Annotated in this window: 13 protein-coding genes and 2 pseudogenes; 8 read left to right on the top strand and 7 right to left on the bottom strand. The window is 67.0% G+C overall.

Annotation, left to right across the window (positions count from 1 at the left end; all coding sequences use genetic code 11):
* Nucleotides 1-18: 18 nt before the first annotated feature.
* Complete coding sequence (locus tag XF36_RS30825; RefSeq protein WP_238588994.1) at nt 19-384, bottom strand: transposase family protein; 366 nt, start codon at nt 382-384, stop codon at nt 19-21.
* A 39-nt stretch (nt 385-423) separates the two neighbouring features.
* Nucleotides 424-570: a hypothetical protein gene (locus tag XF36_RS34500; RefSeq protein WP_238588995.1), complete on the bottom strand. Its 147-nt coding sequence runs from the start codon at nt 568-570 to the stop codon at nt 424-426.
* Between the two features lie 421 nt (nt 571-991).
* Between XF36_RS34500 and XF36_RS23115 the strand changes: the two are divergent.
* Nucleotides 992-2,020 (top strand): annotated as a pseudogene (locus XF36_RS23115) (IS256 family transposase); the annotation flags it as partial.
* Nucleotides 2,021-2,039: 19 nt separating this feature from the next.
* Nucleotides 2,040-2,908 (top strand): IS5 family transposase gene (locus XF36_RS23120; RefSeq protein WP_060713651.1). Its coding sequence is split into 2 segments (ribosomal slippage): nt 2,040-2,151 and nt 2,151-2,908, totalling 870 coding nucleotides; the frame shifts between segments, so codons are not numbered across the junction.
* Between the two features lie 1,423 nt (nt 2,909-4,331).
* Here XF36_RS23120 and XF36_RS23130 read toward each other — a convergent pair.
* The gene (locus XF36_RS23130) at nt 4,332-4,535 is read right to left on the bottom strand and encodes a helix-turn-helix domain-containing protein (protein WP_349675513.1); all 204 of its coding nucleotides are present in this window, start codon (nt 4,533-4,535) and stop codon (nt 4,332-4,334) included.
* Between the two features lie 119 nt (nt 4,536-4,654).
* Between XF36_RS23130 and XF36_RS23135 the strand changes: the two genes are divergently transcribed.
* Together XF36_RS23135 and XF36_RS23140 are read left to right on the top strand one after the other, a co-directional pair.
* Nucleotides 4,655-5,332, top strand: a complete 678-nt coding sequence (locus tag XF36_RS23135; protein WP_060713592.1) for a hypothetical protein — start codon at nt 4,655-4,657, stop codon at nt 5,330-5,332.
* Nucleotides 5,333-5,553: 221 nt separating this feature from the next.
* A complete protein-coding gene (locus tag XF36_RS23140) occupies nt 5,554-5,937 on the top strand; it encodes a hypothetical protein (protein ID WP_060713593.1) in 384 nt (127 codons plus the stop codon).
* A 388-nt stretch (nt 5,938-6,325) separates the two neighbouring features.
* On the opposite strand, the gene XF36_RS23145 is transcribed toward XF36_RS23140, so the two are convergent.
* From XF36_RS23145 to istA, 3 genes are all read right to left on the bottom strand, one after another.
* A complete protein-coding gene (locus tag XF36_RS23145) occupies nt 6,326-7,750 on the bottom strand; it encodes an IS1380 family transposase (protein ID WP_060710764.1) in 1,425 nt (474 codons plus the stop codon).
* Between the two features lie 501 nt (nt 7,751-8,251).
* Nucleotides 8,252-9,103, bottom strand: coding sequence for an IS21-like element helper ATPase IstB (gene istB, locus XF36_RS23150; RefSeq protein ID WP_060713594.1), 852 nt, complete (start codon nt 9,101-9,103; stop codon nt 8,252-8,254).
* Nucleotides 9,100-10,359 (bottom strand): IS21 family transposase, encoded by a 1,260-nt coding sequence (istA, locus tag XF36_RS23155; RefSeq protein WP_145981219.1) that lies wholly within the window; start codon nt 10,357-10,359, stop codon nt 9,100-9,102. Before istA ends, istB begins: the two co-directional genes overlap by 4 nt.
* A 480-nt stretch (nt 10,360-10,839) precedes the next feature.
* Here istA and XF36_RS23160 point away from each other — a divergent pair, with 480 nt between their 5' ends.
* Complete coding sequence (locus XF36_RS23160; protein WP_060714360.1) at nt 10,840-11,613, top strand: HARBI1 family protein; 774 nt, start codon at nt 10,840-10,842, stop codon at nt 11,611-11,613.
* Between the two features lie 30 nt (nt 11,614-11,643).
* Here the strand turns inward: XF36_RS23160 and XF36_RS23165 are convergent.
* A pseudogene (locus XF36_RS23165) lies at nt 11,644-12,159 on the bottom strand (transposase); the annotation flags it as partial.
* Nucleotides 12,160-12,219: 60 nt separating this feature from the next.
* Here XF36_RS23165 and XF36_RS32685 point away from each other — a divergent pair.
* From XF36_RS32685 to XF36_RS23175, 3 genes are read left to right on the top strand one after another with little or no spacing between them, the layout of a single operon-like run.
* A complete protein-coding gene (locus tag XF36_RS32685) occupies nt 12,220-12,393 on the top strand; it encodes a hypothetical protein (protein WP_168169439.1) in 174 nt (57 codons plus the stop codon).
* A complete protein-coding gene (locus tag XF36_RS23170) occupies nt 12,390-12,548 on the top strand; it encodes a helix-turn-helix domain-containing protein (protein ID WP_060713595.1) in 159 nt (52 codons plus the stop codon). The genes XF36_RS32685 and XF36_RS23170 overlap by 4 nt, the downstream gene beginning before the upstream one ends.
* Nucleotides 12,549-12,595: 47 nt before the next feature.
* Nucleotides 12,596-13,828: a tyrosine-type recombinase/integrase gene (locus XF36_RS23175; protein WP_064485491.1), complete on the top strand. Its 1,233-nt coding sequence runs from the start codon at nt 12,596-12,598 to the stop codon at nt 13,826-13,828.
* The last annotated feature ends 64 nt before the right edge of the window (nt 13,829-13,892 follow it).

Here is a 13,892-nt window from a genome sequence, read left to right on the forward strand (position 1 = left end):
GAGCCTTTGCCAACCTGGTCAGGTGTTGACGATCATGAGGGTCTGAACTGCGGCGATGAGCTGTCCGGCCCGGTTCGGGCTGGAGCGGATCTTGCGCAGGATCTTCCAGTTCTTCAGCTCGGCGTTGACCCGCTCACCGGGTCCGCGGCGGCGTGAGTGAGCGGCGTTGACCTCGCGCTGGTTGTGCGACAGCGGACGGAACCGGCCGGTGTCGGGGTCCTTGCGTCGCCGCCGGTGCGGGACCGCGACCGTCGGGCCGGCGCCCTGATATGCGGTGTCGGCAGCCGCCCGGATCCGGTGCTCGGTCAGGGCGTCGATGATGCCGTGCTCGCGGGCGGCGCCCATGTCGTGGCGGGCTCCGGGAAGCGGCGGGGAGATCCACACCAGCCGGCCGGCGGGGTCGGCGATGACCTGGACGTTGAGTCAGTGGCACTTGTGCTTGCCGGAGTAGAACCCGCGGTCATAGCCCGAGGCCATCCCGACGCGGTCGATGCGCAGCAGGGTGCCGTCGAGGATGACGAACGCTTTCCCGATGGCGACGTCGATGGCCTGCTCCAGGGTCGGGGCCATTGAGCCTTTTTCAACCTGACCAGCGAGCTTCTGCGTCAGGAGATCGCGAAGGTTGCAGCGCAACTGCTCTGACCACAGCTGCACAGGTCACCGGCTCGCCAGCTCGGCGTCTGCACCCACACAACCAGGCCCCTGAGCTGCCGGAACGGCAGGTTGAAAAAGGCTCATGGCCCCAGACACGCGTTCCTGACGCTGGTGTGGGCCATACACCCCCGAGACAGCTCCACCCGTGTGTTCACCGGGGGACGGTTTAGAACGTGCTCAGGGACTGTTTCAAGATCGGTGTTTTCGGCCCGACACGCCGGGCTGAGGTCCGGCGAGATGGGCACGGACAGTGATGACATCGGACCTTGTGGATCCAAGCGAGGGTGACCCGAAGCCTGCTCGGCAGGCGTCGGCGGAGCGGGCCACTGCGGCGGCGATGGTGGCCGAGGCGAAGGCGCGCGGGCTGGCGTTGACCGGCCCGGACGGCCTGTTGAAGCTCTTTACCAAGAATGTTCTGGAAACGGCGCTGAACGAGGAGATGACCGAGCACCTCGGGCACGACAAGAACCGGGCCGACTCCGGCCGGGAATCCACCAACGTGCGGAACGGGTCCCGCTCGAAGACGGTTCTCTCGGATGCCGCGGGTGACGTGGAGATCGACGTTCCGAGAGACAGGGCCAGCACTTTCGAGCCGCAGATCGTGAAGAAGCGTCAGCGGCGCCTCACAGATGTCGACGAGGTCGTACTGTCGCTGTATGCGAAAGGGATGACGACCGGGGAGGTTTCCGCACATTTCGCTGACATCTATGGGGCGTCAGTATCGAAGGAGACGGTCTCGCGGATCACCGACAAGGTCGTCGCCGAGATGAATGACTGGGTTGGTCGGCCGTTGGATTCGGTGTACGCCGCGGTGTTCATCGACGCTGTCCACGTCAAGGTCCGGGACGGGCAGGTCGCCAACCGGCCGGTCTACGCAGCCATCGGCGTCACCATGGACGACTGCAAGGACGTGCTGGGGCTGTGGATGGGCGTCGGCAGTGAGGGCGCGAAGTTCTGGATGAGCGTGCTGGTCGACCTGAAGAACCGCGGCGTGCGTGACGTGCTGTTCCTGGTCTGCGACGGCCTCAAAGGACTCCCGGAGGTCGTGGCCAACGTGTGGCCGCAAACCATTGTCCAAACCTGCGTCGTGCACCTGATCCGAAACACTTTCCGGCTGGTGGGTCGACAGGACTGGGACGCGGTGAAGCGCGACATCAAACCAATCTATGCCGCGCCCAACCCGAATGCAGCACTTATCGCTATGGATGAGCTCGACGAGAAATGGGGCCGTAAGTACGCGGCGATGATCCGGCTATGGCGCAACGCGTGGGAAGAGTTCGTGCCGTTCTTGGACTACGACGTCGAGATTCGAAGGGTGATCTGCTCTACGAATGCGATCGAATCGCTTAGAGCGTGTTTGAGACGGGTCGGCGTGTCTGCGCTGGATGCGTCCGGGTGTGGTCCATCGTGGAGGAGTGGCTCGGCGTAGGCGGCGGTACCCCTCGGACACCAGCGATGAGCAGTGGGCGTTGATCGAGCCGCTGCTGCCAGCGGCGGGGCGGGAGGCCGGCCGGAGAAGCACGCGCGCCGTGATGTGGTGGATGCGATCCTCTATGTCGTGCGCGCCGGGTGCGCGTGGCGTGCTCTACCAGTTGATTTCCCGCCGTGGCAGACGGTGTACTGGTACTTCAACCGGTGGGAGCAGCAGAGGGTCACCGAGCAGATCCTCCCGATCGTGCGCCGTCAGCTACGCGCTGATGAGGGCCGCGACCCCGAACCCAGCGCGGGGATCATCGACTCGCAGTCGGTGAGGAGCGCTGACACGGTCGGGCGGGACACCCGCGGCTACGACGCCGGGAAGAAGATCAACGGCCGGAAGCGGTTCATCGTGACCGACACCCTCGGCCTGCTGCTGACCACGATGGTGTGCTCGGCGTCGGTGCAGGACCGCGATGGCGCCAAGTCGACCCTGCTCGACCTCTACCTGCGCACGAGGGTGCGGTTCGTCTACGCCGACGCCGGGTTCGCCGGGCGCCTGCTGGACTGGGCGACCACGATCCTGCACACCAGCGTCGAGATCGTGCGCAAACCGCCTGAGCAGCGCGGATTCGCCGTCCTCCCGCGGCGGTGGGTGGTCGAGCGGACCCTGGCCTGGGTCACCGCGCACCGCCGCCTGGCCCGGGACTACGAACGCCACCCCGCAGTGTCCGAGGCCATGATCCGCTGGGCGGCGATCAACACCATCACCCGCCGCATCGCCCGTGGCGAACCCGCCCGACGCCAGCAGAAGTACGTAGTCACACCCTCAACATGATCTTCTCAAACACTCTCTCAGGCGTTGAACCCCGGGGGGAATCGCTCGGGACCTACACAATCACTAGCGATAACAGGATCAGGCTATGACTGGACCAGTGAACGGCCTTGATTGGCCGGACCTCGTGGCAGACTTGTTCACCCGCGCCGAGGGCTCAGACCGGATCGCGGTCAAGGGATGGTTGCTCAACCGCTACTTCCCGGAGCACCAACGGGACACGAACCGCCTGTACGTGATCGACCGGAACGGGCACGTGGTCCCACCGAACGAGAACACCGCGCCGTGCGACCAAGATCGAACGTCTGTGCGATAGCATCGACCCGTGGCGACGACGGATCTCCAGGTTCCTGAGATGGAACTCAACGACACCGGTCGGTGGCGGGACCTGGGGGTCACCCACTGAGCCTTTTTCAACCTGACCAGCGAGCTTCTGCGTCAGGAGATCGCGAAGGTTGCAGCGCAACTGCTCTGACCACAGCTGCACAGGTCACCGGCTCGCCAGCTCGGCGTCTGCACCCACACAACCAGGCCCCTGAGCTGCCGGAACGGCAGGTTGAAAAAGGCTCACTGGCACTTAGGCACCGACGACGTGAGCACGAAGGACAGCAACTTCCGATTCAGCGCTGAGCGCTGGCACGGTCTGACCGGCGCCAAGTACGAACACCATACGGCGGACCCGGTAGAAGCATGGCGATGGATTGTGAACGCTCGAATCAGCGCGGTCAGTCGAGCGCAAGACCCGGCGGGGTGTGCCATGAGAGCCGGTTACGGTAGCGCCGAGGACTGGCAGAGAGCATGCAGGATCTCATGGTGGATGCTCACCTGTGCTAAGGGTTTCTCTTCTTCCGGAATCGCAATCAGCGATGGGCGTTCGGTAGACATCTTTGCGGAGGGTATGACCGACCGGACCTGTAACCGGCACCCTATTGCCTGACAGGTGGTGGCCGGGGGTAAGGGGTGAGCGGGCGGTTCGTCGGCCAAACGTGCTACCGAAGATGCTTCACGCGGATGATATGCAGTCCCGTTTCGACTATCTGAAGCAATCTAACAATCTGTCTATACGTCGGCGGATCATCCAGGCTGCTTAGCTCATCGCCAACTATGTGGTAGGCGGTTCGGTTTCTGAGTCGAAGTATTGAGCTTATTCCGAGGTTTTTAAGTTTCGCCCACTTGTCAGGATCTACGCGCTGGTGCAAATCGGCACGAACTCGTGTTTCCCAGATATCTTCGAGCACAAGTTGTAGTTGCTCTAGAGTCTGAATATCATTGATGTACCGCTGATCGCGGACCTCGTAGCGCCGCTGGCGCCATAAGGCAAAGAATTCCACCAATATTGCGAGGAATCCGAACCCGGTACCAGGCACCTGAGCCCAATCCACCAGATTGGGGGGGGCAACGGTGGGAGGTCGATCGGTGGCACAGTTCAGGGCTCCGTGATTGCTGCAACCTGCTTCCGAAGGTCGTCGAGCTTCCATCGCATGTGCCCGCCAACCGTCTTCTGGGCTGGTTTCACGTGTCCGGCAGCCGCCCACCGACTCAGGGTCGTCTGGTGGACACCCAGAGCCTTGGCAGCCTGCGTCGTGCTCACGAGGCGCTGAGGGTCCTGGGGCTCGCTCATGGTCGCCATGTTGGCACAGCTCAGAAGGTTCGCAGGTACTAGCTCGCTCGCAGTCCTTGCATAGTTCGCAGCATTCCCGTAGCTTGCTGCTTAGCTCGCTTAGATCGCATCGACTGCTGGAGGACCACGTGACCACGTACGACGCCACCGCCCCCGCCAAGCTCCACCGCCTGACCATGACCATGTGCCTCGCTCTGATCGGTGTCCTGGCACCCCGCCGTCCCACCTGGACGGCTCTGGAGTCCCGTGGACTGGTCGAGCCCGCCGACGACGGCGGCTACCGCCTCACCGCTACCGGCCAGGACGTGGCCGACGAGCTGCACAACCTGACGGCGGAGCCGGAGGACCAGACTCCGAACATCACCACGGACGACGGCCCGACGTTCCCCGAGTGCGAGGACGCGGGGGCGCACGTCGAGTCCGAGGCAGCAACCCACAGGGCCGCTGCTGAGGTCGTGGACGCTCCGTCCACTCCCGACCACGACGCTCAGGACTGCGGCTGGCCGCCGTTGTGGCCGAACGGGGCTCCGGCGCCTCGCGAGGAAGCCGAGCCGGACCCGCTGAACGTGGTCAAGGCGGACGAGATTCGCTCCGGTGACGTCGTTCTGCACGGTGGAGAACGACACCGGGTCGACCACGTCAGCCGTTCCGGCGGGGACGTCGTTCTGTCCACCATGCGAGTCCTGGAGCCGCTACCGGTCGATGGAGTCGCCATCCGGTCGAGAACCGCTGTCGTCACGCTGACCATGTCCGCCGGGACCAGGCTCAGGGCGTCTCAGCCCGAACAGCTTTCGCTCACGGCGTAGTGGCTAAGCACTGGGGTGGCGACCCCGAGGAAAGCCACGAACGTTGGACCCCCGAGGTCCCCCGAAAGACGTCCGTTCTTCCCGTTCTCCTAGGCGCCGCTGTCGCCGCGCTGATTCTGATTCTCGCGTTCTGCTTTATCTAGCAAACCATTGCCGCTATGGCAATGCGTGGCCCGAGGGCCGATTCTCCGCATTCGAAACACACGAGAGGACTGTCTAAAATGCGTTCCATCCCGGTTGACACGACGAAGGTTCAGTTCATCGGCACCGGCAAGGTTGCCGAGCGAGCCGAGTACGTCCAGCTCTCCGACGGCTCCCGTAAGCGCTCGGGGAACCAGGCGAAGGACGAGACCACCGGCCTCCCGGTGTTCATCGTGGACGTCCTGGTCAACGACCCCGAGAACAACCGTGCGGAGATCGCCGGGGTGAAGATCGCATCCGCTGTCGCCCCTGAGACCCAGCTCGGACAGCCCGTGATCTTCCGTGACCTGGTCGCCGTCCCGTGGGTGGACGACGCCCGCCGGGTCCAGATGTCGTTCCGAGCCTCCGGCATCGACACCCCCGGTCACCAGGGCCGGGGCAAGCCCGCCGAGAACGCTGCCTAGTCCTCCCTGACTGAGCCTTTTTCAACCTGACCAGCGAGCTTCTGCGTCAGGAGATCGCGAAGGTTGCAGCGCAACTGCTCTGACCACAGCTGCACAGGTCACCGGCTCGCCAGCTCGGCGTCTGCACCCACACAACCAGGCCCCTGAGCTGCCGGAACGGCAGGTTGAAAAGGGCTCACTGACCCATACGCGGCCCCGTCCCTGTGCTTATCCCGGGGACGGGGCTGTTCTTCGTTCTAGCCCTGGTGATTCACGGAGCTGCGGATTGACCGCGTGATCGGCTGGCGGCGGATCCGGTCCGGTTCGTTCGATGGGTGGGCATGGCGAAGGGGCCGGCCTGCGCGTTCTGCCGGGAGCTCCCGCCGCTCGTCGTGTCGGGCTTCGGAGATCAACCAGCAGGAACAGGCAACGCGCACAGCCGCGCGAACGCGCGGGCGAGATCGACCGCCCAGGGCCAGGACCGTTGGATACGGACCCAGACTCGGCGTTGCCCGCGGGTGATCCGCGCGGCGGTGTGCAACAACCGGTAGCGCAACGCCTTCGGCTCGACCTTCGCCAGGTCGCCGTCGAGAAGCAGGCGCTGGGTCCAGGTGATCAGGTCGACCGCGAGCATGACCACGGTCAACCACGCCGCGTTGACGGCGAAGGACCGGGACGGGAAGTGGTTGAGGCCGGTGTCCTTGCCGCAGCGGATCCGGTCCTCGACCCGGGCGTGGGCGCGGTGGCGGGCGTCGAGGAAGGCGAGCTGCCCGACGCGGGTGTCGGTGGCGAACGCGGTGTAGCGCCAGCCGTCACGCTCCTCGAACGCATCGAGCTGCGCGCCGGGATGCGGCCGTTCGCGACGGACGACAACGCGGGTCCCGGCCGGGTAGTCGACCAACGCGGAGGCGGGGAGCAAGCCGGTGATCTCGGCCAGCCCGGCGCCGTCACGGTGCCCGCCGTCAGCGTCGACCGCCTCGGCCCACACCGTCTTCGGGACCAGGCTGATCACGGTGCGTTCGCGGTCGGTGACGGCCCAGCCGACGGAGAACTCACAGCTCACCGCTGTGTCTTGTTGCGCTCGGATGTGGGCGAGGAAGGCTTTCGTGGCGCCCGCGGTGTCGGTGCGGACCAGGATCGGGTGCCCGTGACGGAACGCGTCAGGGATCTGGGCGAGCGCGTCGTCGAGCACGTTGATGTGATCCGCGGCGGTGTTCGCACCGGCGTTCCCGCGGCGCAAGCGGGCGGCGAGGAACTCGCCGGTGTTGTCGCAGAACGCCAGCATCGGGTGATACCCGAACGTCTTCTTGAACGTGGGCGTGGCCTGTTCCTTCTCGCTGTGGGCGATGACGATCGTGGCGTCGAGATCGATCACCAGCACGTCCCGGCCGTGCCGGCGCAGGTCGCGGCCGGCGACCCGAGCCGCGGGAAACGCGCGACCATCGACGTCGGCGTGCTGGGCCCAGACCACCTCCCGGGCCCGCGCCCGCCCCGCCGCGATCGAGGACAACCGGCGCTCGTCGAGCTTGTCGAGCAGTCGCCAGCAGGTCGAGTCCGATGCCACCGACCCGAACACCGCGCCCTGATCGGCCAGGACCGCGATCTCGCAGATCCTCGTGGCCCCGTCGGCGACCGCGACGGCCAGATCGACCAGCACCCGCCCCGGATCATGACGCGCCCGAGCTCGTCGCAGCGGTGCGAGCGCGGTCGAGAGTTCACTGGTCAACGTGGTCCGGTCGGCGACATCGGCCAGCAGACGCGACCCGACGTGCGACACCACCCCAGCGCCGTCGGCGGTCACGATGACCGGTGGGCGCGTGCTTGTAGTCTGCACTCGGAAAGTGCCTCCTCGACCATGGCGGACAGGGCTTCGACACCCGCTGTCTTACCTGGTCACGAGGCACTTTCTTCAGTTGGGGTCGGAGATCACCGGCACAGCCCGTGAAGAGTCCGGGCTAGAGAGGGAAACGAGCGTGTTCCGTCGTCGTGCACTGACCGCTGAGGAACGAGCCGATGCCGAGGAAGTCCAGCGGCTCACCCACGCATGGGACCGCGCCTGCCAGGGCGCCGGACTGGTTCGAGATGTCTCCACCGTCACCGGCCCTACGGTCATCGTCCCGGAGATCGGGCCTGTCTCGTGATCGGTGTTTCGGCGTCGTTGCTCAGTAGGTCTCGGCTCCCGGCCAGCGGTCACCGAACGTGATGGCGAACGCGTTGATCACGGGCTTCCAACGCATCGTCCACCTCGTGCGGCCCGTCCCGGTTGTCAACGGCGGGTTGGGAGTGACCCCGTAGCGACGGATTGGAACTGACCCCCGGCGTGGTGTGGTGATGGTCAGTCGTTGCTGGCGCGGTTGTGTTTGGCCAGGAGCTCGCGTCGGGCGCGGGTGCGGTAGGAGTCCCCGGACAGGGTCAGGACTTCGGCGTGGTGGACGAGGCGGTCGATCATGGCTGCGGCGACGACGTCGTCGGAGAAGGTCTCGCCCCAGCGGCCGAAGGGCAGATTGCTGGTGACCATGACGCTGCCTTGTTCATAGCGGGAAGCGATGAGCTGGAAGAACAGGTTCGCTGCGTCCTGGTCGAACGGGATGTAGCCGACCTCGTCGATGATGATCAGTTTGTAGCGGCGGATCTTCTTCAGCTCGGCCTCGAGCCGGCCGCTCTGGTGCGCGGCGGCGAGTCTGGTGATCCAGTTGCTGGCGGTGTCGAACAGGACCGAGTAGCCGGCGTGGGCGGCTTTGACGCCGAGCCCGATCGCGAGGTGGGTCTTCCCGATCCCGGGCGGGCCGAGCAGGATCACGTTCTCGCACTTGGCGACGAACGTGCTCGTGGCCAGGTGGGCCAGGATGTCGCGGCGCAGCGAGGGCAGATGGTCGAGGTTGAAGTCCTCCAAGGTCTTGACCTGGGGGAAGTGCGCGGTGCGGATCCGCATGACCGTGCCCTTGGACTCGCGGTCGGCGACCTGGCGCTGCAGCAGCGCGCCCAGATACTCCTCGTGCGACCAGTTCTCCTCACGGGCCTGGGCGGCAAGCTGTTCCCAGCTGGCCGCGATGGTCGGGGTCTTCAGGACCCGGGTCAGGTAGGCGATCATCGCCGGCAGTCCGTCGGGGACCGCGGCCAGCACCGGACCGGCCGGCCCCGAGCTCCCAGCGGGGTCGGTGGTGATCTTCGGTGGTGTGGTTGTCATGAGCTGCTCGCTTCCTCGGCAGTGGAGACGAAGTCGACACCGAACAGGGCGTCGTAGTCGGGCAGTGCGCGCAGGGTCACCGGGTGGCCGTCGAGGTGACGGCGTGCTGCGGCCTGTCGGGTGTTGCGGTCGTGGGCCAGGGCGCGGCGCATCGCCGCGGCGGTGTGCTGGTGCGCCGGGTCGGTGATCACCGCGTGGCGGGCCCAGCTGCGGTCGTGACGGGCGACGACCTGGCCGGCGCAGTAGACGACGACCTCGCGCGGTGAGGCGGCGACATCGACGAACCGGCCGATCATCTGCGGATCCACGGAGTAGTCGTTGGCATCGACGCGGACGTAGTAGTCCCGTGCCAGCCGGATCCGCTGGGCCAGCCCGATCGGCGGGTCCAGCGGCGGCAGCGGAGTCATCGCCGCGTAGTCGTGGGCGAGCACGTCCACCGGGCGGCCGCCGATCGCTCGGACGGTGCGGGTGTTGGCCCGGGCCAGCCAGTCGTCGATCTGGTGGTTGAAGTCGGCTGGGGAGGCGAAGCGACGTCCGGGCAGGAACGAGGTCTCGAAGTAGCCGTTGTTGCGTTCGACCAGCCCCTTGAACTCCGGATCCCGCGGTGGGGCAAGCCGGATCCGGGTGGCCAGAGTGCCGGCGAACGCAGCGGCCGGTGCCGAGACCCGCCCGGTCCCGCCGATCGCAGACTCCCGGTCCCAGACCAGCGTGCGGGTCACCCGCCCGACGTCGCTGATCAGCTGCCACATCCCGGACAGGATGTCCCCGGCCTGGCGCGAGGGGATCATCGTCGCGGACAAGAACCGCGAGTAGCCCAGCGTCATCACCAGCACCGGTAGGACCCGTTCCTGGCCTGGGCCGACGGGGATCGTGGTCTCGGGGAACCACAGGTCGCACTGGGTGATCTCGCCCGGTGCGTAGGCGACCCGGTCGACCGGGTCGATCCCGACATACTCGGGGCGGATCTGGCGGATCCGGTCCTTGAGCACGGTCAGCGAGTGCTCCCACCCGATCCGCTCTGCGATCACCGTGGCCGGCATGCGTGGGAACTGCGCCAGCAATGCCCGCACCTGCGGCTCGACCGCATCCGCCAGCGATCCCCGCGGGCCCCGTTCCCGCTTCGGCGGGCCCGGCGCCCGCAACGCGGAGCGCACCGTGTTGCGGGCCACCCCCAGCCGGCGGGCGATCTCCTTGATCGGGACACCCTCGGCCCGATGCAGACGACGGATCTCGGCCCAGTCCTCCACCGACAACACCCCCTCAGCGTCGTGCAGAGGGGGTCAATCCCAAGCCGACGCTAGGGGGTCAGTCTGAGCCCGTCGTCGACAAGACCGCCGCCGCGGCGCGGTTCGCCGAGTTCCGCGAGCGGTGGGGCGGGCAGTGAGCCTTTTTCAACCTGACCAGCGAGCTTCTGCGTCAGGAGATCGCGAAGGTTGCAGCGCAACTGCTCTGACCACAGCTGCACAGGTCACCGGCTCGCTAGCTCGGCGTCTGCACCCACACAACCAGGCCCCTGAGCTGCCGGAACGGCAGGTTGAAAAGGGCTCAGTGAGCCTTTCCCAGTAGTGGGGAGCGGCTGGCGGCGACACGCCGGGGGCGTGGAGGTGCTCAACGAGGGTGCGGGACCCCGGTAGAAGAGATCGGTCCGCTCAAAGATCGACTCACCACCGAGGTCCCGCGTGCCCGATCCTGTCACCTACACCGCCGTGCTCCCGATCGGGGAGCCCACCGCGTCCATGTTGTCGCGGCTGTTGGCCGAGGAACGCCTCCGGCGCGGGACCCGGCGCGGGCGTCGGGCGCTGGACTGTGACCGCCACGCGGTGCTGGTGCTGCGCTGGTTCCTCGACGCGACCCGGGTCGCCCAGCTCGCCGCCGACAACCAGCTGAGCCTGTCGAGTACCTACCGCTACCTGCACGAAGGTATCGACGTTCTGGCCGCCGCCGCGCCTGGACTGCCCGGCGCGCTGCTCGCGGCCCGCACCGCCGGGCACACCCACGTTCACCTCGACGGCACCGTGATCCACACTGACCGCTCCCGCACTCCCGGACCGACCCCGGGAGTGGATCTGTGGTGGTCGGGTAAGCACCACGTCCACGGCGGGAACGTTCAGGTCCTCACCGCGCCTGACGGGTGGCCGTTGTGGACCTCCCCGGTGCGCCCGGGCCGCGAGCACGACACCACCTGCGCCCGCGGTCACCCCGGCCTGCTCGACGCGATCGAGGGCTGGACCGACGACACCCACGTCGTGCTCGCCGACCTCGGCTACGAGGGTGAGAACACCCGCCTGACCTGCCCGTTCAAGACCCCCACCGGCGGTGGGCTGTCGGTGGACAAGCGCACCGTCAACACGCTGCACTCCGCCGTCAGGGCTGTGGCCGAACGCGGGAACTCCCTGCTCAAGACCACCTTCAAGGCGCTACGCCGGGTCAGCTTCTGCCCCTGGCGGATCGGCGCGATCACCGCCGCCGCGCTCGTCCTGCTCCACGTCGAGCACGACCGAACCACATGATCAACCAGCACCTACTGGGAAAGGCTCATTCATCTCGGCGACGACCTTGTCGGTGATCCGCGAGACCGTCTCCTTCGATACTGACGCCCCATAGATGTCAGCGAAATGTGCGGAAACCTCCCCGGTCGTCATCCCTTTCGCATACAGCGACAGTACGACCTCGTCGACATCTGTGAGGCGCCGCTGACGCTTCTTCACGATCTGCGGCTCGAAAGTGCTGGCCCTGTCTCTCGGAACGTCGATCTCCACGTCACCCGCGGCATCCGAGAGAACCGTCTTCGAGCGGGACCCGTTCCGCACGTTGGTGGATTCCCGGCCGGGGTCGGCCCGGTTCTTGTCGTGCCCGAGGTGCTCGGTCATCTCCTCGTTCAGCGCCGTTTCCAGAACATTCTTGGTAAAGAGCTTCAACAGGCCGTCCGGGCCGGTCAACGCCAGCCCGCGCGCCTTCGCCTCGGCCACCATCGCCGCCGCAGCGGCCCGCTCCGCCGACGCCTGCCGAGCAGGCTTCGGGTCACCCTCGCTTGGATCCACAAGGTCCGATGTCATCACTGTCCGTGCCCATCTCGCCGGACCTCAGCCCGGCGTGTCGGGCCGAAAACACCGATCTTGAAACAGTCCCCCGCGGCGGGGTCGGTGCTGGTGGTCAACGACTGGCAGGTCGTCCAGATCGGGCACCGCAACGACGCCGAACGAGAGATCGCACTCGGCATCGCCGAACGACGACGCGAACAACGCCGCACCCGCCATCAGCCCGGCACCGACCCACGGAGGACGTCATGACCGACACCGAGTCCCTGACCTACACCGTCGACCAGGTTGCTGCGCTGCTCGGCATCGCCCGAGGCGTCGCCTACGAGTCCGTGCGCAACGGGGAGATCCCCGCGACTCGCGTCGGTCGCCGCTGGCTGGTCCCGCGCAGGCGGTTCCACGCCTGACTCGACGGCGAGCCCGAGCCCACGACTAAGATCGGAGCTGTGGCCTGATGGGCTTCATCGACAAGACTCCCGAGGGTCGGTACCGAGCGTACTTCCGGGACCCGTCGGGCAAGCAGCGGTCCAAGACCTTCCGGCTCAAGAAGGACGCGGCCACCTTCCTCGCCGAGATCGAGACATCCAAGACTCGTGGTGCCTACGTGTCCCCGCACGCCGGACGGATGACCTTCGCCGCGCACGCCACCGAGTGGATGGCGACATGGAACACCGAGATCACCACCGCGGCGCGGGACCGCTCGATCATGGGCACTCACGTGTTCCCGCGCTGGGGCGACGTCCCGCTGTCGAAGATCGATCACCTGGCGCTCCAGGCGTGGGTCAGCGACCTGGGTCAGCGCCGGTCCCGGGCGACGGTCGTCGAGGCGCTGCGACTCGCGTCGGCGGTGCTGCGCTCGGCCGTGCGGAACCGGCTGATCCCGTTCAACCCGGCTGACGACGTCCGCGTGCCTCGTGTCCGGACCCGCGACACCGACGAACGGATCGTCAGTCGTCCGGACCTGCGGACCAGGCTGCTGCCGGTCGTCCCGGAGCGCTACCGCGGGATCGTCGCGACCGCCGCCGGGGCGGGGCTGCGCTGGGGTGAGGTCGCCGGCCTCCGGACCGATGCCCTGGACCTCGATGCGGCCCGGCTGTCGGTGATCCGGACCGTCGTGGAGGTCTCGGGAAGCACCTCGTTCAAGCCCTTCCCGAAGAGCCGCGCAGGACGCCGGACGGTGCCGCTGCCTGGCTGGCTGCTGCCGGTCATCCGCGAACACCTGGACCGCTGGCCGACCGAACCCAACGCGCCGATCTTCGCCAACGAGGTCGGGGCGCCGCTGCTGCGTACCTCGTTCCGGTCCCGCGTCTGGCGGCCCTCGCTCGTCCGGGCCGGGCTGCTCGGTGCCGTCGTCCCACTCGACGACGGGTGGCAGGCGCAGTGGACCGACACCGACGGCCGCAAGCACGTCGAGACCCTGCGGAGCGAACCTGCCGCCGTGCACCACGTCGCCCGCAACCAGGCCGGCGGGCTGCGTTTCCACGATCTGCGCCACTCGTACGCCACCTGGCTCGTCGACGACGGCGTCCCGCCCAACATGGTCCAGCGCGTCCTCGGTCACGAACACGCGTCGACGACGCTGGACCTCTACACCCGGCGGACCGACAACGCGGATCGCATCCTGCGAGCGCTCGATGACGATGAAGATCCGGACGACGGTGAGGGAGCGGCACCCGCTCCGGTGTAGGCGGATGCTCCGGAAATGCTCCGGCAGCAACTCCGGACACGACGAAGGCCCTGGTCCCAGGCTC

This window comes from Pseudonocardia sp. HH130629-09 (assembly GCF_001294645.1).
Classification (GTDB): domain Bacteria; phylum Actinomycetota; class Actinomycetes; order Mycobacteriales; family Pseudonocardiaceae; genus Pseudonocardia.

Excerpts from the sequence above, each read along its gene's own strand:
- XF36_RS34500 (WP_238588995.1), bottom strand. The coding sequence starts at position 570 with ATGGCCCCGACCCTGGAGCAGGCCATCGACGTCGCCATCGGGAAAGCG.
- XF36_RS23130 (WP_349675513.1), bottom strand. The coding sequence starts at position 4,535 with ATGGCGACCATGAGCGAGCCCCAGGACCCTCAGCGCCTCGTGAGCACG.
- XF36_RS23140 (WP_060713593.1), top strand. The coding sequence starts at position 5,554 with ATGCGTTCCATCCCGGTTGACACGACGAAGGTTCAGTTCATCGGCACC.
- istB (WP_060713594.1), bottom strand. The coding sequence starts at position 9,103 with ATGACAACCACACCACCGAAGATCACCACCGACCCCGCTGGGAGCTCG.
- XF36_RS23160 (WP_060714360.1), top strand. The coding sequence starts at position 10,840 with ATGTTGTCGCGGCTGTTGGCCGAGGAACGCCTCCGGCGCGGGACCCGG.
- XF36_RS23170 (WP_060713595.1), top strand. The coding sequence starts at position 12,390 with ATGACCGACACCGAGTCCCTGACCTACACCGTCGACCAGGTTGCTGCG.
- XF36_RS23175 (WP_064485491.1), top strand. The coding sequence starts at position 12,596 with ATGGGCTTCATCGACAAGACTCCCGAGGGTCGGTACCGAGCGTACTTC.